Source organism: Acinetobacter sp. Tr-809, assembly GCF_011753255.1.
Classification (GTDB): Bacteria; Pseudomonadota; Gammaproteobacteria; order Pseudomonadales; family Moraxellaceae; genus Acinetobacter.
Window position 1 is genome coordinate 74,531 of sequence record NZ_VWVZ01000005.1, and the last position, 22,351, is coordinate 96,881.

Consider the following 22,351-nt stretch of genomic DNA (forward strand, 5'->3'; position numbering starts at 1 on the left):
CATGGCATGGACACGTGAACAGATGGCACAACGTGCCGCGCAAGAATTACAAGATGGTTTCTACGTCAATCTTGGTATTGGCCTGCCAACCCTCGTTGCCAACTACATCCCAGAGGATATGGATGTGTGGTTGCAATCGGAGAATGGTCTGCTCGGTATTGGTGAATTTCCAACAGAACAACAACTTGATCCTGATTTAATTAATGCAGGCAAACAAACGGTTACCGCTCGTGCAGGTGCGGCATTTTTCTCAAGCAGTGAATCCTTTGCCATGATTCGTGGCGGCCACGTCAATATCGCCATTCTGGGTGCTATGGAAGTCTCTGAACAAGGTGACCTCGCCAACTGGATGATTCCGGGCAAAAAAGTCAAAGGCATGGGCGGCGCGATGGACTTGGTTGCAGGCGTTCAACGTGTGGTGGTGCTGATGGAACACAATGCCAAAGACGGCACCGCTAAAATCGTGAAACAGTGCAGCTTACCGCTCACAGGTCAAAAAGTCGTACATCGCATCATTACCGACTTGGGCGTTTTAGATGTTGTCTCAGCAGGCATCAAACTGGTTGAACTGGCACCGGATGTAACTGAACAACAAATTCAAGCTGCCACAGGTGTTGAGCTGTTGATTGAAGCCAAAGCTTAACTCTACACCCCCTTTTATTTTTCTCGTTGAAGTGATGCTGTAATGGCATCACTTTTCGCTGTTTTCGGGAGCAGCACATTCATTTAGGACAAATGAATCAGATACAACAAAATTAAAAATGGATGCTAAACATGAATAAACAACCTGCCTTGTTAGAACGGTTTGCCCTGCGGATTAGTAACTGGTCGGAAAAATGGTTTCCTGACTCTTATATCTTTGCCCTGCTCGGTGTGATTATCGTTTCCTTTGCTGCAATCAGTATCGGTGCATCGGTACAAGATGTGGCGAGTTCCTTTGGGAATGGTTTTTGGAGTTTAATCCCTTTCACTCTGCAAATGACCATGCTGATTATTGTTGGCTATGTCGTTTCAGTTTCTGCACCTGTGAAAAAACTGATTCAGAAGATGGCGCGTATCCCCCATTCGGGACGCAGTGCCATTGTGTTGGTGGCCACGGTCAGTTTATTGATTTCTTTGGTCAATTGGGCAGTCAGTACCATTTTAACCGCATTATTGGTGATTGCGCTGGCAAAGCGTAAAGAACTACAGATGGACTACCGTGCTGCCGCCGCCGCTGCAATCATTGGCATGGGTGCAACGTGGGCACTGGGTATCAGTTCTTCTGCAGCTCAATTACAGGCCAATAAAGCCAGTCTGCCTGAGTCGATCTATAACTTAACTGGTGTCATTCCATTTACCGAAACCATCTTCCTGTGGCAATCCATGCTGATGACCCTAATTTTGGTGATTGTCTCAATTGCGATTGCCTATTGGTCTGCACCGAAAGGTGACAATGTCAAAACCATGCAAGATTTTGAGCTGAGTTTTGAAGAAGAGGAAAAGACCGAAGTCAAATCGACCCGACCTGGGGATTGGTTGGAGAACTCACCGCTTTTGACCATTATTGTGGTGGCATTAGGCTTGATCTGGATGTTTATCGAGTTTTCTAAAACCAATCCAATCATCGCCATTTCCAGTCTCAATACCTATAACTTTGTGTTTTTGATGCTGGGTCTGGCACTACACCGCACCCCGCGTAATTTTCTCAATGCTGTCAGTCAAGCGGTGCCTGCGGTCTCAGGGATTTTAATTCAATTCCCACTCTATGGCAGTATCGCCTTTATTATGACCCAAGCCCTGAATAGTCAGGATTTATCTCTGTCGCACTATATTGCTGAATTCTTTGTCTCGATTGCCTCCAAAGAGACCTTTGCGATTGTGATGGGCATCTACTCTGCGGTACTCGGTTTCTTTGTGCCATCAGGCGGTGGGAAATGGATTATTGAAGCGCCTTATGTGATGCAGGCCGCCAATGATTTACAAGTACATTTAGGTTGGTCGGTACAGATTTATAATGCGGCAGAAGCATTGCCGAATCTGATCAATCCCTTCTTTATGCTGCCGATGTTGGGAATTTTAAAACTTAAAGCCAAAGATGTGATTGGTTTTACCGTCACTCAATTGGTGTTCCATCTCCCTTTAGTACTGTTCTTATTATGGATTTTAGGCCGTACCCTCAGCTATAGCCCACCTGTCATGTAAGACCAGCAACAATTGCACAGCGCTGCTTTTTATATTGAACATTACGGATATGAAAAGTGGCGTGAGCTGTTCTTGAACACAGCAAAAATCATCTCTCCATTTGCATTCAAATCCCCCACGACGCCTTTCATTTAGAAACACCCAAAACTGTGCTATTTTTAAGCAAATTGCACCACTTTTCATCAAAATGATAATTTAACCTCTAAATTGGTGCGTTTTTTGCATTAGATATTTCATCAAATTGAGCTGTTGCGATATAGCTTGAGTTTTTAGATTTACTAAATCCATTTTGGTGCAAAAAACGAATCAAATATTTGCACCAAAATAAAATTTAGCACTTTTTTTGAGCGCCACTATGCAAAACGTAGATCTATTTTTTTTACTGCTCGGGGCAGTACTGGTATTAGCAATGCACGCTGGCTTTGCATTCTTGGAATTGGGCACAGTACGCCATAAAAACCAAGTCAATGCGTTGAGTAAAATCCTCACCGATTTTGCCATTTCAGCAATTGCCTATTTCTTTGTAGGCTATTGGATTGCATATGGTCAAAACTTTTTCCACGCTGGCAGTACCTTAGCAGCCGATCATGGCTATAACCTGATGCGCTGTTTCTTCTTACTGACCTTTGCTGCTGCAATTCCTGCGATTATTTCGGGTGGGATCGCAGAACGTGCCAAAATGCGTGCTCAAGCCATTGCAACATTGATTTTGGTGGCACTGATCTATCCTTTGTTTGAAGGCATGATCTGGAATGGTAATTATGGCCTACAAAAGTGGTTAGAGAACTCTTTTGGTGCAAGTTTCCATGACTTTGCAGGCTCCGTTGTAGTGCATGCCATGGGCGGTTGGATTGCCCTTGCTGCGGTGATTTTACTCGGTGCTCGTCATGGTCGTTATAAAAATGATGGTCGTGTCAGTGCCCATCCACCATCATCGATTCCATTCCTTGCTTTAGGTTCATGGATTCTGATCGTGGGTTGGTTTGGCTTTAACGTGATGAGTGCACAACGGGTTGAAGCGATTTCAGGTCTGGTTGCAATCAATTCTCTCATGGCAATGGTCGGTGGTACTTTAGCAGCCAATTTTATGGGCCGTAATGACCCTGGTTTCTTACACAATGGTCCATTGGCTGGCTTGGTCGCAATCTGTGCGGGCTCAGATATTGTGCACCCAATTGGTGCATTGGTGATTGGTGCTACTGCGGGTGCACTATTTGTTTACCTATTTACTTACACTCAAAACAAACTCAAAGTTGATGATGTACTTGGGGTATGGCCATTACACGGTGTATGTGGTGCATTAGGCGGTATTGCGGCAGGAATCTTTGGGCAACAAGCCCTCGGCGGTCTAGGTGGTGTTTCCATCATTTCACAAATTATTGGCACCAGTTTAGGTATTGTCATTGCACTTGCAGGTGGTTTCTTAGTGTATGGTCTACTCAAAGTAACCATGGGAATTCGCCTTTCTCAAGAAGATGAATACCGTGGTGCAGACCTTTCCATTCACAAAATTTCAGCGAATTCTGAAGAATCGATGTTCTAATTTTTCAAATCTTTTTAAGCGACGGAAACGTCGCTTTTTTTATCTAATATTAAAAGGTATAGACTCAAATTTACGGGTTCATTGCAAGATAAGGAACTTATTGATTGGTCATCGCCCGCGTTTGAAATACACAGTCCAATAGCGCTTTTTATCGTTGTATTGCAAAGCTAAATCGCCATCATGGCACATATTATGCTTTACGTTTCTTGCAATTTTTACTGTAATTCATTCATTTAAAAATTGCTTAATTCATCGACAGTTACTATTAACAAAACGGTAAAGAATATCGCTTGAGCAATCGTATTGAAGTCTATTAAGATGAAAAATAATGTATTTTTTATGCATTAAAAAAGAACACATTATTTTTCATAACAATGAACGGTTAAACCGCAACAATTACGAATGCGATCATAACGATACAAAAGGAGTTTTGTATATGACACCTAAACGCACCATGACCTCCCTACTTTGTGCAAGCACTCTGATGCTCGGATTAAGTGCCTGTAGTGACAATAAAGCGCCCGCTGCAGGTGAAAAAGCTGCTGAAGGTAGTGCTTCCGCCTCTGGTACGTTAAACAAAATCAAAAGCTCTGGCACGATTGTGCTGGGTTATCGTGATTCATCAATTCCCTTTTCTTATATTGCCTCTACCCCAAATCAGCCAGTAGGTTATGCACACGATCTACAACTTAAAGTTGTTGAAGCCCTAAAGCAGAAACTCAACATGCCGGATCTGAAAATCCGCTATAACCTCGTCACCAGTCAGAACCGGATTCCATTGGTTTCGAATGGTACGGTAGATCTGGAATGTGGCTCGACCACCAACAATAAAGAACGACAGCAGCAAGTCGATTTCTCTGTTGGTTTCTTTGAGGTTGGCTCTCGACTGCTGACTGCTAAAAACTCTGGAATTAAAGATTTTTCAGATTTAAAAGGCAAAAAATTGGTGACAACAGCAGGAACCACATCTGAACGTTATATTCGTCAACATCAACAAGAACTAGGGATTGGAGAAATTATTTCTGCCAAGGACCATGCTGAATCTTTCTTGATGCTGCAAAATGGCCGTGCTGTGGCATTTATGATGGATGATATTCTGCTTGCTGGTGAAAAATCCAAAGCCAAAGATCCAACTCAATGGGATATCGTCGGTACCGCGCCAATCCATGAAATCTATGGTTGTATGTTGCGTAAAGGCGATACTGGTTTTAAACAGGTCGTGGATGATGCCATCAAGGCAACCTACGCTTCTGGTGAAATCAACAAAATGTATGAAAAATGGTTCCAACAACCGATTCCGCCAAAGAACATTAATCTGAACTTTGCAATGTCCGATCAACTCAAAGCATTAATCAGCAATCCACATGATCGGGATCAATAATTTGTCCTTATAACCAAAATCTTATTATGGAATCGGGGAACAGTGGATGTTCTCCCGCTTCTTCTCAGGAGTTATTATGACGTATAGCTGGAACTGGGGAGTTTTGTGGCAATCTACAGGTATCGGGGATACAACCTACCTGAGCTGGATAATAACGGGTCTGGGATGGCTTGTGGTGATTGCTATTGTTGCATGGAGTATTGCCATGCTTCTCGGCAGTATCCTTGGAATTATGCGAACGCTCCCAAATAAAACAGCCAGAGCCATTGGTACAGCCTATGTCACCCTGTTCAGGAATGTGCCCTTACTTGTTCAGTTATTTATCTGGTTTTATGTGGTTCCCAACTTTCTCCCTGCACCAATCAAAAACTGGTGGATGAATGATCTCGGTGCTAATACCACAGCCCTGATTTCTGCCAGTGTTGGGCTCGGGCTATTTACTGCTGCTCGTGTTTGTGAACAGGTTCGAACGGGTATCGAAGCCTTACCCAAGGGACAAATTAATGCAGGCTATGCTATGGGGTTTTCCACGGCACAACTGTATCGCTATATCATTCTGCCGCAGTCTTTTCGTACCATTTTACCGCCACTGAGTTCAGAGCTGACCAACTGCGTGAAAAACACCTCGGTTGCCTCTCTGGTTGGGGTAGCGGAAATTATTTCACAGATGAAAACCATCAGTGAATATACCCAGAACACCATCGAAATTTATACCTATGTCACAATCATATTCATTGTGATCAATGTTTGTCTTATTTTTACCATGAACCTGCTGGAAAAACGTCTACGTATTCCTGGTTTAATATCAGGAGGAAAGTAGTATGGAATGGTTAACTTCTTTTCTAAATGATTTACAGCAGTCTGGACCTGCACTCTGGTACGGTTTCAGCATTACTTTAAAAGTGGTTGTTCTAGCAACGATCGGTGGTATTGCCATTGGTACGATATTGGCCCTGATGCGTCTATCTTCGATCAAGATTCTAAATTGGATTGCACAAGCTTATGTGGATCTGTTCCGCTCTATTCCCCTGCTGTTGGTGTTGATGTGGTTCTATTTTGCAGTTCCGTTTCTTTATACCGCGATCACGGGGCAATACCTGACCATTGATACTGCTCTGGTTTCAAGTATCGTGGCCTTTATGCTATTTGAAGCTGCTTACTTTTCTGAAATTGTACGTGCCGGTATTCAATCGATCCCCAAAGGTCAAGCTGCTGCGGCATATGCGCTGGGTATGAATTACAACCAGTCGATGCGATTGGTTATTTTGCCGCAGGCATTCAGAAAAATGACACCGTTACTGCTTCAGCAGACAATTATCCTGTTTCAGGATTCAACTATGGTCTATGCCATTGGATTATTAGATTTTTTCAGAACCAATTATGTTCGTGGCGATCTAATGTCTTTACTCACCCAATATATTCTATTTGCAGGACTGGTGTATTTCACCATTAGTGCTTTAGCAACGTTCACAGTGAAGCGTTTACAAAGGAGGTTACGTGTATGAGTGACAAGAAAGTAATGATAGACCTCCAAAATGTCAGTAAATGGTATGAACAATTTCAGGTACTCACTGAATGTAGTACTCAAATCTGTCAAGGTGAAGTTGTCGTGGTCTGTGGCCCATCTGGTTCGGGAAAATCAACCCTGATTAAAACCGTAAACGGGCTAGAACCATTTCAACAAGGTAAAATCTTTGTCGATGGCGTGCCAGTTCACGAACCCAAAACAGATATGACTAAGCTACGCAGTCGTGTCGGTATGGTGTTCCAGCACTTTGAACTATTTCCACACTTGAGTATTACCGAAAATCTCACTATTGCACAAATCAAAGTGCTTGGTCGTTCCGAAGCGGAAGCAAACAAAAAGGGACTGGCTTATCTAGATCGTGTCGGTCTGAGCGCCCATGCCAATAAATACCCTGCTCAGCTTTCAGGTGGACAGCAACAGCGCGTTGCGATTGCGCGTGCCCTTAGTATGGATCCAATTGCCATGCTATTTGATGAGCCAACTTCTGCGCTCGACCCCGAAATGATCAATGAAGTACTGGACGTGATGGTCGGACTGGCCAAAGAAGGCATGACCATGATGTGTGTCACCCATGAAATGGGCTTTGCCCGGCAGGTAGCCAATCGCATTATTTTCATGGATCAAGGAAAAATTGTAGAAGACTGTTCCAAAGATGAATTTTTTGGTTCACCACGTGGAGAACGTGCACAGCAATTCCTGAATAAAATCCTGCACTAATCAGTTCTGCTTTACAGTAGAAATAAAGCAGCCAAATGGCTGCTTTATTTTAAAAACCCTGCAAAATAAATCACCTATCTTATTTTTCAATGAGTACCCATTACTCTTTTTTAAGGCTCATTTAAGAGCCAATTAAGCTTCTAGGCATTAAATAATCAGAACATCATCCAGCCCTAACAGCCAGTTCCATGATATTGAAAACACCATTCTTCTTATGGCTGAGTTTTTTACTTTTTATTAGCTTTTTCATTTTGTTATGGGTGTTTCCTGTGGGAGGAGCAATTGACTTAAACCTGATTCAACCGTGGGTGAGTCAGCATGGCACGTTTCCTTATAAGAATGATTGGTTCCTCGACAAACTTAACCACACTTATGTCAAACAACTATTAACGCTTGTTTATGTGGTTTTTTTCATTTTATGGTGTGCCTCTTTTAAAGTCGAAAAGCTAAAGCCACAACGTTGGCAATATGGCTATATGTTTTGGGTCAGTATGCTCTGCACCTGTATTGTCGGATTACTCAAAGCACATTCTACCCAAGCCTGCCCATGGTATATGACTCATGCAACGACTACAGGTTTTGTTTGGGATTTCTCTGCAACCGAAGGACATTGTTTCCCTGGCGGACATGCCAGTACAGGCTTTGCGCTGATTACAGGATTCTTTGCCTATCGCTTACATCAAACACAACGTGCTTGGTTTTATCTGATTGCAGGTATAACCCTAGGCTTTGCCATGGGTTGGGCCCAAATGATGCGTGGTGCTCATTTCCTAAGTCATAATCTTTGGACCGCCTGGGTTTGTTTTGTGATTAATTTACTCTGTTATGCATTGACTTATCAGCATCATCAAGCAGTTGCAAATCGTAATTCTGTACCTTTCCCGACGCCTGATGTGGTAAAGTGAACGCCCGTGCTCATAGAACGAGTACGTTTGACACTCACATTAGGATTATTTTTGCTGCCGTATGTCTGACTATCAAACGTTTTTAGAATCCACTTTAACGACCCAATCTGACTCTATTCAATCTTATGAATTAGATTCACGAAAAGTATGGCTTAAAAAAGCATCTGAACGTCATGGTTTATGGTTATATACTCCATTGAAATGGTTAGCTAAAATATTTAACTTAGGCTCAATCACGCCTGTTCCAAATCAAGGTGGATCAACCGCAATCCAATGTGAGTTTAAGCGCATCCAACAGCTTAAAGCTCTAGGCATTTCTACACCAAATGTATTAGCTATCTCTAAAAAAGGCATTTTATTGGAGGATGTTGGTTCACAGCGCCAGAGCCCTGTCAGTCAACTTGATCAAAAGTTAGGAAGCTTGAAAGATCATCCTGAACAACAGTTTCAATTATTTCATCAAGCAATTCAATCGATTAGTCAATTACATCAACAACAAGGATATTTGAGCGAAGCCTTTGCTCGGAATATTTTGGTTGATCAAGAAAATCATTTTACTTTTATTGATTTTGAAACCGATCCTCGTGATGTTCTGAGCCTACATGATTGCTTTGTGCGCGATTGGTTACTGTTTATCTTTTCAACTGCTTATCATTTTGAATTCGAACAACTTGAGCAAGCCAGCCACCAACTCTATCAAGCTTTATTAGATGAAATACAAGTCTATAAAGATATTTGCAAAGTCGGTAAGCGCCTGAATTGGGTATTACGCTTTAATGTCAGTAAAGTGGGCAATGATGGCAAACGTATTCAAAAATGTGTGCTGTTTCTGCGTTATCTCAAAGAACAAGCAGAACGTAGCAATGGCTAATGGTACTTTTGCTCATTATTTAATGTAGCTCATGATGGGCAAGTTTTTTTGGCAATTTGACCAACACACTTAAACCACCTAATTCAATACTTCGAGATAAAGTTAAAATCCCACCCAAACGCTGAGTGGCTTTGTCTACAATCGAAAGTCCAAGTCCACTCCCCACTTCTAAGTGATGATGTACGCGATAAAAACGTTTGAGCACTTTGTCATATTGTTCAGGATCAATCCCCGCACCACTGTCTTCAATTTGGACATAGGCAAAATTATCGGTATCGCTATACACTGAAATATTGATAACACCTTGGCTTGGGGTGTACTTAATTGCATTATCAATTAAGTTAAAGATAATCGAATGCACGGTTGATTCGAGGCTCTGCATTTCAATCGGCTCATTGCGCTCGAAACCTAAGTCAATTTCCTTTTGCATGGCCAAATTCACCAATTGCTCAACACAATTGAGTGCAACATCATTTAATCTGAAGTTTGTATTGGGTTCAATCAGACTCAGAGCAACATCCTGTTTAGCCAATGCCAAAAGCTGAGTGACTAAATGTTGAATACGGGCTAAACCTTTACTCAGATTTTGCAAAGCCTCATGTTCTGGAAACTGACTCATCAGAATTCTTGTCTGTAAATTCAGCGCAGTCACAGGTGTTCTAAGTTCATGTGCGGCATCGGCAATAAATTGCTTTTGTTCAGTCTGAGCATGCTGAATGCGTTCAAATAGACGATTCATTTCTTCAATGGTTGGCAACAGTTCTTGCGGATAATCTTTAACATCGATAGGCGACAAGCCATCCGAATCACGCTGTGTAAGTTCCTCTTTAAAATCGTCCAAGGGTTTTAAACTTAAACTGATAATAAATGCTAAAACTAAAATCGCAATCGGTAATAGGAGTAGATAAGGAACAAACATACTCCCAGCCAATTCCCAAGCAAAGGCATGGCGAACCTCTTCTTGCTGGCTGACCTGAATCTGATAATCTTTTAATGGGATCACATAAACACGCCATTTTCCTTGCGGTGTGTTCTGGGTATAAAAACCTGCTTGCTTCACAGGAGGGACTAAAAGATGTGTCTGATGCCATAAATGGCTTTGATCTTTATAAGCCCAGATATCAATCAGCAAATCTTCTTCGTGATAAGCTCGATGTAACTCCACGCGACTCGCCATAGGCGTTACAGGATGAGAGCTTGAACGTTCCGCCATATACTGCATTTGGGTATCTAAAATTTCATCGACCTCATGTAATGAAATTTTATATGCCGCTAAAACCAAAAAACAGCCCAGTACAATACTGAAAATGGAAGTGCCCCAAATCAGTCTTTTCTTGAGCGAATAATGCTGAGCTGTTTTCATAAATTTAAGCTTGCCCCAAACGATAACCTAAACCACGAATCGTACGAATAAAGTCTTTTCCAAGTTTGGCACGCAAGTGGTGTACATAGACTTCAATGGTATTACTGGTCACTTCACTATCAAAATCATACAACTTATCTTCAAGATTGGCTTTCGAGAAAATTTTGTTTGGATGAGAAACCATTGGAATCAGAATCGCCCACTCTCGATTAGAAAGTTCGATCTGTTGTCCTTTAAAAGTCGCCAAGTGTTGTTCAACATCTAATGTCAACTCGCCACTTTTTAACAATTGCGACTGACTTTTCAATTGTGCCGTTTCTACGCTACCACGGCGCAACAAGGCATTGATTCGTGCAAGTAGTTCATCAAACTCATAAGGCTTGATCAGATAATCATCCGCACCTTGATTTAAACCATCAACACGGTTTTGTAGCTGGTCACGCGCAGAGATAATCAATACAGGTACAGTACTACGTTGACGAATTTGCTTGAGAATTTGCATTCCATCCATTAAAGGAAGACCCAAATCCAACAGAACCAAATCAAAAGCCTGCTTGGTCAGCAAAGCTAATCCATCTACCCCATTGTTGACCCATTCCACTTCAAACTGATGATATCGCAATAAAGTCAATGTTGACTCTGCAATCATAAAATCATCTTCTATCATCAAGATCTTGGTCATGATTTCACTTCACCTTATGGCTTAGGACATGTTTGTAACATGTCATCTTTAGGATTAATTACTTTAGTTTTAATATCAAGCAAACTGAGCATGGTTGGGAATAAATTATCCTGACTGAGTTTATTTTTACTTTGTTGCGCTAAGCATTTGATTTGCTTGCTTGCCTGTTGCTGCCATACACTAGAAAACCACATCAACATCGGAACATGTGTCTGTTGGCTCGGTGCAATCGCATAAGGCGCGCCATGCAAATACATCCCACTTTCACCCGTTGATTCACCATGATCAGATAAATACCACAAGCCTGTTTGATATTGCGTAGTATTTTTTAATGTATTGATCAATGAATCTAGAACATAATCAGTATAAAGCAAGGTATTGTCATAAGTATTGATTAAAGCTTCTTGAGTGCATCCCTGAATCGCATTGGTATCACACGTTGGCTTAAACACACGAAACTCCTCAGGTGCACGTTTATAGTAAGCTGGACCATGACTCCCCATTTGGTGCAAGACCACCAATTGCGGACGTTTATCATCTTTTGGAATCGTTTCGAGATAAGCTTTCAGGCTATCAATCAAAATGTCGTCCAGACATTCACCATCCTTACACCATTTCTGCTTGATCGATTCTGGAATTTTATATTCTCCAATCCGATCACATGTCCCCTTACAACTTGAATTGTTATCAATCCAAGTGACTTGGTAACCCGCACGTTTTGCAATATCCAGTAGCCCTTCTCTATGGCTAGCCAACCGCTCATCATAATCCACCCTTTGCATACCTGAGAACATACATGGTACGGACACTGCCGTTGCTGTACCACATGAGCTAACCTGAGAGAAATTCAAAATATCTTGTTTAGATAATTTAGGATTGGTCTCTTTTGCATAACCATTCAAAGAAAAATTTTCTGCACGTGCTGTTTCACCAACCACCAGCACCATCAGTTTAGGTGCACCTTTTGGAGTTTGAGAAACTTGTGCATCTTCACCGTAATGCACCAGAGGTAAATTCTCTTTAGGTGCTTTCTTTTTATAATAAGATACCGATGCAGCAATCATATTTTGCGGGGAAATCATCCCTTTCAAATCACGATTTTCACGAAAGATTGCAGCAAAATCGACATAGAAAATAAATAGCAAACCACCAACAAGCGTTAAAGAAACCAGCGATGCCATTATTTTTTTAAAGACTTGTCTCCCCCTAGACTCTGGCTTTAACTGAACTTTTAGAATCACCAAAATCGGTAGAATGATCATCCCGATGACCCAAACCACTAAACGCCAAGACCAAGTATCGCGAGCCTCAGCAATATTGGTTTGCATCATATTTTGAATTTGGTCAGCAGTAATCCAAACGCCTAGAGTGTTCACCGCATAGGCTGCAAAACCACCAATAAATATCAAAGCAATTGCAATTGGCTTTGCCGTCCATTTCCAATTTAAAATCTGTAACGCAAATAAATACAAGGCTGTCACGACACCCACTGAAGCAACCACAAATAGCCCAGCCTTAAGTCCTGTATAAGGCGTTAATGCTTGCATCTTTTGATAAAATGCAATATTGAGAAATACACCCAACCAAATTGCAAGTAGCACATTGAAGGTCAGAAGTGAAATCGATCTAGGCATGGCTTTTTGTAGCAACATAGGCATCACAGTCTAAAAATAATTTTCTTTGCTTTTTTTAAAATAAGAATAAAAACTTAAAAATCACTTAAACCTTGTAATAAGTGTGCAGAATTGCTGAATTGCTTTGTTCAAAAATAGGATGAACCATACAATCTAAAAGCACTGATTATATTTTTATAGTTGATGAAATAAATTTTATGATGATTATGTTTTTTTCTTATTACGACCCAATATAAGCAAAAAAGCCCTTTAAGCAAACTTAAAGGGCTTTTTTTGAATGACAGCAGCTTAGAATTTGAATTCTAAACCTAAGCCTGCAACAGGTTGTTTATCCTTTTTGCTTGCTTGTTCAAGCGTTAGATAACCTGCATAACCATAAGTTTTAACTTGTTTGTTAAAAGCATAGTCAGCACCTGCAATAATTTGTTTTGCTTTAAAGTCGGCTGTATTGTTTTTAAAGCTCGTATCATTTTGGCTATATTGCCCCTTCACCGTCCAGTTTTTTGCTTGTGGGATATTATATTCCGCACCCACTAACCAACCTTGTGCATCGTCAATATTATCTGTAAGCACACCATTACCATTGCCAGCTGCTTTTTCAACTTCAGAAGTTTGATATAGAGCTTTTAATGCCAAACCATCAATCGGCGTTACTTTACCAATTGCACGTACGGTATTTGCCGCTGCAAAAGTATCTGCCGCTGCTGGCGCTGATCCAAGTTTCGGCTCAGCTGCATTTAAGAAACCGCGACCCAAGAAGTTACTTGGAATGGCTTTATCATAACCGATACCAGCAACCACCAATGGGTTTTCATAGGTAACAGATGCTGACCATGCATCGCCTAAACCGCGACCTGCAGTTTTAACAACGCCCTTATCTGATTTAATACCACTCGACTCACCAGTAGCCAATAAAGCATTAAACTTAAATGCACCATCTAATAACTTAAGCGCTGGAGACTCATACACAACAACGTTCGAAACACGGTTTTCACCTGTAAAAATACCTGTGATATCGGCTTTGTTAGCAACATAGTTATTAAACGTATCAACCACACTTGATAATTGTTTTACTGGCGTATCATGCGCACCAATTTTCAAGGTACCCAATTGCGCATCTTTTAAACCGACAAAACGGTTACGCTTGCTCCAATCATCGCCATCACCATCGGCATTAAATGCCCACTCAATTGCATAAACTGCGCTTAAGCGTTCAGTCAGTTTTTCATCGCCTTTAAGTCCAAGGAATGAACTGTTTGAGCTAATTTCCCAAACATCTTTATTTGATTTTTTTGCATTTTTTTCTGGTAAATAATCAACACTGGCATCGATCTCGCCATAAAATGTTGGTGCTGCAAAAGTGGTTGTTGCAAGTAAACTAAGCACTGCTGCTGTTACAATTTTGATTTTCATTGTTTACATCCTGGTTAAATTTGTAACAAATCCTACACATTAACTTTATATGACAAAACGATTAAAATCTTATTAATTTATTCCTATTTCGACTAAAGTTTAATTTTTGTACACACACTTATTGTTTTTATTGAATCATTCCACACTTTTATTTATGAGTAATTTAATTTAAATATCAATCAATTAAACCAATATTTTCTTGATTATTATTCACCCACCCCTCTATATTCAAAAAATTCAAAAATCCGACAAAAAACTTATAATCTATAGATAAGTCCTACTTTAAGCACGCTCAGTTGTTTCAGAATAGGTCTGTTTAACACAAAAATTGTAATAAAAAGTGATCTTCATCTTGCTTTATTTTTCCAATAAAAAATTGGACATAAACATAGGATAGAAACGATACAAATCACGATCAAATAACGATAATAGCCCAGCCAATCTCCAATCACGCCACTGAATAAATAGAGTAAGCCACTTATCGTTGCCATGATGGATACTTGGAAAGTAAAGTCAGTACCTGCAAATTGTTTACGGCTGTACTGCATAACTAGTGTCAGCATCACCACCAGCAACATCGCTGAACAGGCATCTTCAAATGCATTCACAACATAAAGCCAAATTGGTGTAATGTGATTTTGAGCTTCATAATGATAAGCAAGAACTGTATATCCACCTAAGCTCATGATTTTAAAAAAGGAAAATATAAGTAGGCAATGTACTCGGGAATAATGCTTCAATAATAGCCCAGCAATGCCAGCACCCAATAAGGCAGCCACAGCACCAAACATGGTAATAAACACACCAATCTGAGTGAAATTTAATCCCATATCGACCATCAATGGTTTTAATAGAGGTCCTGCCATACCATCAGCCACTTTAAAACTGATCAACACCAGCAGCCATGCTTTTAATTCAGAAGAAGACTGAAAATAATTTAAGTAAGCTTTAATTACCTGAGTAAAAGATTGAGAGTTTGCTTTATTTAGGGCGGCTTTACTTTCATGCCGCGGCTCAGGATAAAACAAAACAGGTAATGTGTTGATAAAAACCAATACAGCCAAAGCCAGAAAGGTTTTTTGCCAATGCAGCCAATCCAAGCACCAAAGTACAGCTCCCCCACCGACAATAAAACCTAAGCGCGATCCAATTACCTGAAAGGTATTACCCCAATGTTGCTGATCACTTTTAAGTAAGTTGACAGCTAGACCATCTGTAGCAATATCCTGAGTTGCACCAGTTAAATTTATCAAAAGCAGCAGCGCAAAGAAAATCAGCAGATAACTCGGCTGATCCAAAGCATGAATAGGGAAAAAAGATAAAATAATCAGAATAACAACGCTGCACAGTTGCGTTGGAATGATCCAGCTACGGTAATGTCCTAATGTCGATAAAGCAAAACGATCTACATAGGCCGCCCAAAAAATCTTAATTGACCAAGGCAACATGAGTAAGCCAAAGCCACCAATATGTGCCAACGATACGCCCTGTGTTCTTAAAATTACGGGCAATGCATGCGTCATAAAACCAACAGGCAAACCCTGCGCCCAATACAAAGAAAACAATAAAATGTAAATCTGTCTAAGATTAGGCATTTTGAGTTTTCCATGGCTATATGATGAAGTTGCTCAAGTATCTAATCCTTTCATCTACATGGCAATAAAATCTTATTTTTTGCCAATGCAGTACATGTAATGAGCGTTTAACATAATTGTAGTTGTCATTACATATCGTGATTTATGCCACAACATTTCCCTGATTTACCTCCGCTAGTTCCGCAACGTGGCACTGCTTATAGCCGTGCCTTGTGTAAAAAACTTTTTCTTGGACAAGGCTGGACAGTCATTGGTGAAATACCAAACTTACCCAAAGCCGTCGCGATTATCTCCCCACATACCTCTAATATTGACGGTTGGTATGGCTTTTTAGCCATTGGCGGTTTAGGTTTAAAAATTACAGTCTTGGGCAAAGATAGTCTGTTCAAACCACCATTTCAGCCGTTATTAAATTGGGCTGGGCTGATTCCTGTCCGTCGCGACAGCGCACACGGACTGACAGAACAGGTTGTTGCCACGATTCATGCGCACGATAAAATCTGGATCGGGATGGCACCTGAAGGTACCCGTAAAAAAGCTGAGAAAATGAAAAGTGGTTTTTATCATATTGCGCATGCTGCAGGGATTCCCATCGTAATGTTTGCCTTCGATTACGATCATAAAACCATTTATTGCTTAGGCGCTTTTACCCCGACAGGTCACTATCAACAAGATCTAGAGCAAATCATGCAACGCTATGTGGGACATTTCTCACCAAAGAATCCGGATTGGCTGGCTGAACCCTTACAAAAACTTGTGAAAAAAAACTAGAAAAATAAGGGCAAATCTGCTCTGATGTGCCCATCTTTTTGTTCATTTTATCTGCACCTGATATGAAAATTGCTCGACTGTCTTGCTTGGCCGTCCTTAGTCTCGCTTTATTTGGTTGTGATCAAACAGCGAAAAAAACTCCCTCTACAACAGCAATTAAAGCACGTGAACCTGTCATCGCACTTGCTTTGGGAGGCGGTGGTGCCAAAGGCTTTGCCCATATTGGTGTGATCAAAGTTTTGGAGTCTCATGGTATTAAAGCCAAAATCGTGACAGGTACCAGTGCGGGCAGTTTTGTGGGTAGTATTTATGCTAGCGGGCAAACACCTTATCAAATGCAAAACCTTGCATTGAAACTGCAAGAGTCTGATTTGCGTGATTTAACATTAAATAGTCAAGGCATTATTCTCGGTCAAAAACTACAGAACTATGTAAATACACAAGTTGGCAATAAACCGATTGAGCAGTTTCCAATCCGTTTTGCCGCCGTTGCAACACGTTTAGATAGTGGTAAAAAAGCTGAGTTTATTAAAGGCAATGCAGGTCAAGCCGTACGTGCTTCTTGTAGTATTCCAAACGTGTTTGTGCCTGCGGTGATTGGTAATACCAAATACGTCGATGGTGGTCTAGTCAGCCCAATCCCTGTGAAAACAGCCAAAGACATGGGGGCTGATATTGTGATTGCAGTGGATATCTCTGCACGTCCGGTCGGTGGTAAACCATTGAGTATGTGGGGCCTATTAGACCAAACCATTAACATTATGGGACAACAAAGTATTAATGAAGAACTCAATCAAGCCACGGTTGTGATTCAACCAAAAGTTGGGCATCTTGGTGCACTTGATCTTAAATCGAGTAATGAAGCAATTCTAGAAGGTGAAAAAGCAGCTCAAGCCAAGATCACTGCGATTCGGAATGCGATTACCACATTTAAAAACTCTCCTGCAGCCCTTAAGCCTGCGCCAAAGTCTAAATTCTAAAAACCCACCACAAGGGCTGTTGTTCTCTAAAAATACTTGCGATACAAGTAAGATTTTTAGCAGGCATCAGCCCTAAATTCTAAAAAAACAATCTTTGTATATTCATAAAGATAATGATCTGCTAGAGTGCTAAAGGTGAATATTTTTTCACCTCCACTCCGTTTAATGATGCGAGCAAATCTATGGAATTTGTAGTTGAACCTTGGCACTGGTTTGTATTAGGGATTTTACTGATTCTTTCAGAGTTAATTTTGCCTGCTTTTGCTGCATTATGGTTTGGCATTGCAGCAGTCATGGTCTGTATTTTACTGTGGCTTTTCCCGATGATGGGCTTTACCACCCAAGTGATTACTTGGGGAATTTTATCTATTTTATGCACGATTCTTTGGTTCAAATTTATCAAACCTCTCTCCATTGATAAAACCAAAGCAGGACTTCCTCGTGAAGCAACCATTGGTCAAGTAGGTATGGTTATCCAAACTGGACTTGAGCATGGACAAATTGTTGTACGCTTTCCGATGCCTGTTTTAGGTAATGATGAATGGAATTGCCGTTGTACCGTACCTGTACAAGTCGGTGATCGCGTTCGAGTAGTTGATATTTTGGGTAATGATTTAGTCGTTCAACCGCATAGCACGTCATAAACACAAAAGAGGGTTTTCAATGTCTGTCGGTACTATTGTTGTTTTAGCTTTTTTAGCTTTTATTGCTATAACTATCTTTAAAGGGGTTCGTATTGTTCCCCAAGGTTATAAATGGATTGTTCAACGTTTAGGTAAATATCATACCACGTTGAATCCTGGTCTCAATTTCGTTATCCCCTATGTAGACGAAGTTGCTTATAAAATTACCACTAAAGATATTGTTTTAGATATTCCTTCACAAGAAGTAATTACCCGAGACAATGCTGTACTGGTGATGAATGCCGTAGCTTATATCAACCTGACAACACCAGAAAAAGCGGTGTACGGGATTGAAAACTATACTTGGGCAATTCAAAACCTTGTTCAAACTTCACTCCGTTCAATCGTTGGTGAAATGGACTTGGATGATGCACTTTCTTCACGTGATCATATCAAAGCGAAGTTAAAAGCAGCTATTTCTGATGATATTTCAGATTGGGGGATTACCCTTAAAACGGTTGAAATCCAAGATATTCAGCCATCTCATACCATGCAAGCTGCGATGGAAGCTCAAGCTGCTGCTGAACGTCAACGTCGTGCGACAGTGACTAAAGCTGATGGTGAAAAACAAGCTGCAATTTTAGAAGCAGATGGTCGTTTGGAAGCTTCGCGTCGTGATGCAGAAGCGCAGGTTGTTCTTGCAGAATCTTCACAACGTGCGATTGAAATGGTCACCACAGCTGTAGGTGATAAAGAAATCCCTGTTGCTTACTTACTCGGTGAGCAATATGTGAAAGCGATGCAAGATCTTTCTAAATCAAGCAATGCAAAAACTGTGGTACTTCCAGCCGATGTACTCAATGCCATTCGTGGAATTATGGGCAAACACTAAGTCCTGTTTCCAATAAAAATAAAGCAGCGTTATCGCTGCTTTATTTTTTATACACTCTGAATCCTTTTTCGATCTTTAAGTGGAAGTTTTCCCACCACCAAATCATAAGAATCTTTAATCAGGTCTTGCAGTAAATCAGCTGTAATTTCATGACCACTGGCAATTGATATCCAATGTTTCTTATTCATGTGATAACCTGCTGAAATTGAAGGATACAGCTCCTGATATTCCAAACTTTTCTCTGGCTTGCATTTAATCGTCACCAGCAGCTTACCTGAATAAGCACCAATCAACATAAATACCTTATCAAAGACCTTAAAGACCTCACAATCTGGACCAAAAGGTTGTGATTGGATGGAAAAAGCCAGCTGTTGTCCATATTCAAGTGCATATTGTTCTAATTTATCGTCGTTCATTAAAATATATCCTATTGTTATTAAAAATGAATTTAATATTCCACGCTGCCTTTTTTCATTTTAGTTGATCATAAAATACTTCGAACTCTACTTCACCACCCTTTGCGGATATTCCCCAAGGTTGTTCTGTCGTTATAATGCAACGTTCCCGCCCATCTTGTTCAACCCATAAACGAATCATCTCACACGCAATCTTTCCATATTGTGGATAGCTACTCGTTTCATGCAAATTTTGATCGGTAAAAATAGGGATTTTATCTATAAAAAACCATTTTCGATTCGACGTATCAATTAATAGACATTCAACCCACCCTGGAAAATATGAATCTACGAACCGGACGATTTGGACATTTACCATGTACATAACATATGTCACCTAGATTAAATTTCGATAATTAAGCCTATCTCATTGCTCTAAATGATTAATCAAGAATACATATTTTAAGAAATGAATATCAACTTTTCCGTGCCAGTAAAAACTGTGAAATCTCGACCAGCTCTTTGGCATCATCACCAAAATAAGCCAAGGCTTCAAAGGCTTGATCATGTAAAGTTTGTGCATAGGCCTGTGCTTGCGCTAAACCCATCAACGATGGATACGTTGATTTCTGAACTTGCTCATCTTTACCAGCCGTCTTACCTAAAGTCTCAGTGCTTGCCGTCACATCTAAAATGTCATCTTGTACTTGGAATGCCAAACCAATCGTTTGTCCAAATTGGCGTAATTTTGGAATTGCTTGATCAGTCCCATTAAAAATGGTCACCGCGCCCATCATAATTGCCGCTTGAATCAAAGCACCTGTTTTATTGCGGTGAATGTTTTCCAATTCAGCTTGATCAACTTGCTTCCCTTCCCCTTCAGCCTGTAAATCCAATACCTGACCACAAACCATTCTTGAACTAGCTGTTGCTAAGATTTGCACTTGTTTTAAGACAATGGCTGCTTCAGTACCTTGACCCTGCTCATCGAACAAACGACTGCCCAATATTTCAAAAGCCATCGACTGCAAAATATCACCAGCCAATAACGCAGTATCTTCACCAAATGCGACATGGCAAGTTGGTTGTCCACGACGTAGTAAATCGTTGTCCATGCATGGTAAATCATCATGTGCCAACGAATAACAGTGAATCAATTCAACTGCAACTGCGGCACGGCGAGCTGCTGCAAAATTGTGATTTGGCTGTAATGACGCTGCTGCATAACAGAGTGCAGGACGAACCCGTTTACCACCTAACATCACGGTATGATGAACGGCTGCTTTTAAAGGTTCTGGAATTGAAAATGCAGCCAATGCTGTCAATAAATCTTGTTGAATACGTTGTTGAGCTTGTTTTAAAACATCCGCATTAACTTGAGAGATAGATGACACAGTTGTTGCCTCAGGAAATCTGAATGGAAGAGTAAAATGACAAGACTTGTCAGAATCGCAACATCATAACATTATTTATCTCATGAAATTGTGTTTGTATTTTTAATAGATTTAAAATAATAAAGCCTTCAAATGAAGGCCTTACCAATAAAATTCAAACCGATAAATTAGAAGCTATCTCCTGGTACACGAACCCAGCCTTCCATCAGCACACGTGCGCTACGACTCATAATGGCCTTTTTCACAGACCATTTACCATCAATCAATTCTGCTTGAGCACCCACACGTAAAGTCCCAGATGGATGACCGAAACGAACGGCTTCACGCTCACCGCCACCAGCTGCCAAATTCACCAAGGTACCCGGAATAGCTGCGGCTGTACCAATTGCCACTGCTGCTGTTCCCATCATGGCATGGTGTAATTTACCCATCGACAAAGCGCGAACCAATAAATCCACATCACTCGTCTCAACGGGTTTACCACTTGATGAGGTATAGTTTTTGGGTTGTGATACAAAAGCAATTTTAGGTGTATGCTGACGTGCAGCAGCTTCTGAAATATCTTTAATCAAGCCCATGTGTACCGCACCGTAAGCACGAATCTTTTCAAAACGTGCTAAAGCTGCTGCATCAGCATTAATTTGATCTTGTAATTCTGTACCTTGGTAACCAATATCTTCTGCATTGAGGAAAATGGTCGGAATACCTGCATTGATAAATGTCGCTTGGAATGTACCGATTTCAGGAACGGTCAATTGATCGACCACATTTCCTGTAGGGAACATATCCCCCCCTTCTTCACCATCATCAGCCGGGTCTAAAAATTCAATTTGAACTTCAGCGGCTGGAAAGGTCACACCGTCCAGTTCAAAATCACCTGTTTCCTGAACTTGACCATTAGTCACAGGGACATGGGCAATAATGGTTTTTTGAATATTCTTCTGCCAGATCCGTACCGTACAAATGCCATTTTCGGGAATACGCACTGTATCAACCAAACCATTTGAAATTGCAAATGAACCCACTGCTGCGGTTAGGTTGCCACAGTTACCACTCCAGTCGACAAATGGCTGATCAATTGATACTTGACCAAATAGATAATCAACATCATGTTCTGGCTCTGAACTTTTTGCCAAAATAACGGTTTTACTGGTACTTGAGGTTGCCCCACCCATGCCATCAATCTGTTTGCCATAAGGATCTGGACTACCAATCACACGTAGAAGAAGTTGATCACGCGCTTTGCCCGCTACTTGTGCCGCTTCAGGTAAATCATCCAGTTTGAAAAATACACCTTTACTTGTGCCTCCACGCATATAGGTTGCTGGGACTTTTATTTGCGGTACTGAGCTCATGTCAATGTCTTCCTTTTATCATATTCTTGGTGCAGATAAATTTTGAATCTAAAGGTACTGCACTGCTATTAAAAATACCATACGACCAATGGTTTTGGGATTGGTCATAATGCGTAAAATCTGTG

General features: G+C 40.8%; 22 protein-coding genes. 13 read left to right on the plus strand and 9 right to left on the minus strand.

What is annotated here, in order from left to right; genetic code table 11:
• Position 1 precedes the first annotated feature (1 nt).
• From F3J02_RS12115 to F3J02_RS12155, 9 genes are all read left to right on the plus strand, one after another.
• Positions 2-643 carry a CoA transferase subunit B gene (locus F3J02_RS12115; protein WP_167249623.1) on the plus strand — a complete coding sequence of 214 codons (642 nt, stop codon included), beginning with the start codon at positions 2-4 and terminating at the stop codon, positions 641-643.
• Between the two features lie 131 nt (positions 644-774).
• Positions 775-2,184, plus strand: a complete 1,410-nt coding sequence (locus tag F3J02_RS12120; protein ID WP_151715045.1) for a short-chain fatty acid transporter — start codon at positions 775-777, stop codon at positions 2,182-2,184.
• A 355-nt stretch (positions 2,185-2,539) separates the two neighbouring features.
• Positions 2,540-3,727, plus strand: a complete 1,188-nt coding sequence (locus tag F3J02_RS12125; RefSeq protein ID WP_167249625.1) for an ammonium transporter — start codon at positions 2,540-2,542, stop codon at positions 3,725-3,727.
• 436 nt (positions 3,728-4,163) lie between these two features.
• A complete protein-coding gene (locus F3J02_RS12130) occupies positions 4,164-5,108 on the plus strand; it encodes a transporter substrate-binding domain-containing protein (RefSeq protein WP_167249628.1) in 945 nt (314 codons plus the stop codon).
• Positions 5,109-5,184: 76 nt separating this feature from the next.
• Positions 5,185-5,928 carry an amino acid ABC transporter permease gene (locus F3J02_RS12135; protein ID WP_159886682.1) on the plus strand — a complete coding sequence of 248 codons (744 nt, stop codon included), beginning with the start codon at positions 5,185-5,187 and terminating at the stop codon, positions 5,926-5,928.
• A gap of 1 nt (position 5,929) precedes the next feature.
• A complete protein-coding gene (locus F3J02_RS12140) occupies positions 5,930-6,613 on the plus strand; it encodes an ABC transporter permease subunit (protein ID WP_167249630.1) in 684 nt (227 codons plus the stop codon).
• A gap of 14 nt (positions 6,614-6,627) precedes the next feature.
• Entirely contained in the window at positions 6,628-7,353 is a 726-nt protein-coding gene (locus F3J02_RS12145; protein ID WP_171526129.1) for an amino acid ABC transporter ATP-binding protein, read from the plus strand.
• 188 nt (positions 7,354-7,541) lie between these two features.
• Positions 7,542-8,258 carry a phosphatase PAP2 family protein gene (locus F3J02_RS12150; protein WP_167249634.1) on the plus strand — a complete coding sequence of 239 codons (717 nt, stop codon included), beginning with the start codon at positions 7,542-7,544 and terminating at the stop codon, positions 8,256-8,258.
• Positions 8,259-8,319: 61 nt separating this feature from the next.
• Complete coding sequence (locus F3J02_RS12155) at positions 8,320-9,129, plus strand: lipopolysaccharide kinase InaA family protein (protein WP_167249636.1); 810 nt, start codon at positions 8,320-8,322, stop codon at positions 9,127-9,129.
• Positions 9,130-9,148: 19 nt separating this feature from the next.
• Here the strand turns inward: F3J02_RS12155 and F3J02_RS12160 are convergent, their stop codons facing one another.
• The 5 genes from F3J02_RS12160 to F3J02_RS12180 form a co-directional block, all read right to left on the minus strand.
• A complete protein-coding gene (locus F3J02_RS12160; protein ID WP_167249638.1) occupies positions 9,149-10,492 on the minus strand; it encodes an ATP-binding protein in 1,344 nt (447 codons plus the stop codon).
• Positions 10,493-10,496: 4 nt separating this feature from the next.
• Positions 10,497-11,174, minus strand: coding sequence for a response regulator transcription factor (locus tag F3J02_RS12165; RefSeq protein ID WP_167249640.1), 678 nt, complete (start codon positions 11,172-11,174; stop codon positions 10,497-10,499).
• Positions 11,175-11,188: 14 nt separating this feature from the next.
• Positions 11,189-12,826: a phosphoethanolamine transferase gene (locus F3J02_RS12170; RefSeq protein WP_167249642.1), complete on the minus strand. Its 1,638-nt coding sequence runs from the start codon at positions 12,824-12,826 to the stop codon at positions 11,189-11,191.
• A gap of 270 nt (positions 12,827-13,096) precedes the next feature.
• The gene (locus F3J02_RS12175; protein WP_167249644.1) at positions 13,097-14,221 is read right to left on the minus strand and encodes a porin; all 1,125 of its coding nucleotides are present in this window, start codon (positions 14,219-14,221) and stop codon (positions 13,097-13,099) included.
• Between the two features lie 347 nt (positions 14,222-14,568).
• Positions 14,569-15,816 carry an MFS transporter gene (locus F3J02_RS12180; RefSeq protein ID WP_167249646.1) on the minus strand — a complete coding sequence of 416 codons (1,248 nt, stop codon included), beginning with the start codon at positions 15,814-15,816 and terminating at the stop codon, positions 14,569-14,571.
• 144 nt (positions 15,817-15,960) lie between these two features.
• Between F3J02_RS12180 and F3J02_RS12185 the strand changes: the two genes are divergently transcribed.
• From F3J02_RS12185 to F3J02_RS12200, 4 genes are all read left to right on the plus strand, one after another.
• Positions 15,961-16,587 carry a lysophospholipid acyltransferase family protein gene (locus F3J02_RS12185; protein ID WP_167249648.1) on the plus strand — a complete coding sequence of 209 codons (627 nt, stop codon included), beginning with the start codon at positions 15,961-15,963 and terminating at the stop codon, positions 16,585-16,587.
• Positions 16,588-16,649: 62 nt separating this feature from the next.
• Complete coding sequence (locus F3J02_RS12190) at positions 16,650-17,567, plus strand: patatin-like phospholipase family protein (protein ID WP_167249650.1); 918 nt, start codon at positions 16,650-16,652, stop codon at positions 17,565-17,567.
• A gap of 182 nt (positions 17,568-17,749) precedes the next feature.
• Positions 17,750-18,211: an NfeD family protein gene (locus F3J02_RS12195; RefSeq protein WP_167249652.1), complete on the plus strand. Its 462-nt coding sequence runs from the start codon at positions 17,750-17,752 to the stop codon at positions 18,209-18,211.
• Positions 18,212-18,230: 19 nt separating this feature from the next.
• The gene (locus F3J02_RS12200) at positions 18,231-19,082 is read left to right on the plus strand and encodes an SPFH domain-containing protein (protein WP_004803045.1); all 852 of its coding nucleotides are present in this window, start codon (positions 18,231-18,233) and stop codon (positions 19,080-19,082) included.
• Positions 19,083-19,129: 47 nt separating this feature from the next.
• Here the strand turns inward: F3J02_RS12200 and F3J02_RS12205 are convergent, their stop codons facing one another.
• The 4 genes from F3J02_RS12205 to prpF all read right to left on the minus strand — a co-directional run bounded on the left by F3J02_RS12205 (position 19,130) and on the right by prpF (position 22,226).
• Positions 19,130-19,498 carry an MmcQ/YjbR family DNA-binding protein gene (locus F3J02_RS12205; protein WP_167249654.1) on the minus strand — a complete coding sequence of 123 codons (369 nt, stop codon included), beginning with the start codon at positions 19,496-19,498 and terminating at the stop codon, positions 19,130-19,132.
• Between the two features lie 55 nt (positions 19,499-19,553).
• Complete coding sequence (locus F3J02_RS18680) at positions 19,554-19,679, minus strand: hypothetical protein (protein WP_266096170.1); 126 nt, start codon at positions 19,677-19,679, stop codon at positions 19,554-19,556.
• Positions 19,680-19,953: 274 nt separating this feature from the next.
• Positions 19,954-20,871: a polyprenyl synthetase family protein gene (locus tag F3J02_RS12215; protein WP_167249658.1), complete on the minus strand. Its 918-nt coding sequence runs from the start codon at positions 20,869-20,871 to the stop codon at positions 19,954-19,956.
• Positions 20,872-21,038: 167 nt separating this feature from the next.
• Complete coding sequence (gene prpF, locus F3J02_RS12220) at positions 21,039-22,226, minus strand: 2-methylaconitate cis-trans isomerase PrpF (protein ID WP_167249660.1); 1,188 nt, start codon at positions 22,224-22,226, stop codon at positions 21,039-21,041.
• Between the last annotated feature and the right edge of the window lie 125 nt (positions 22,227-22,351).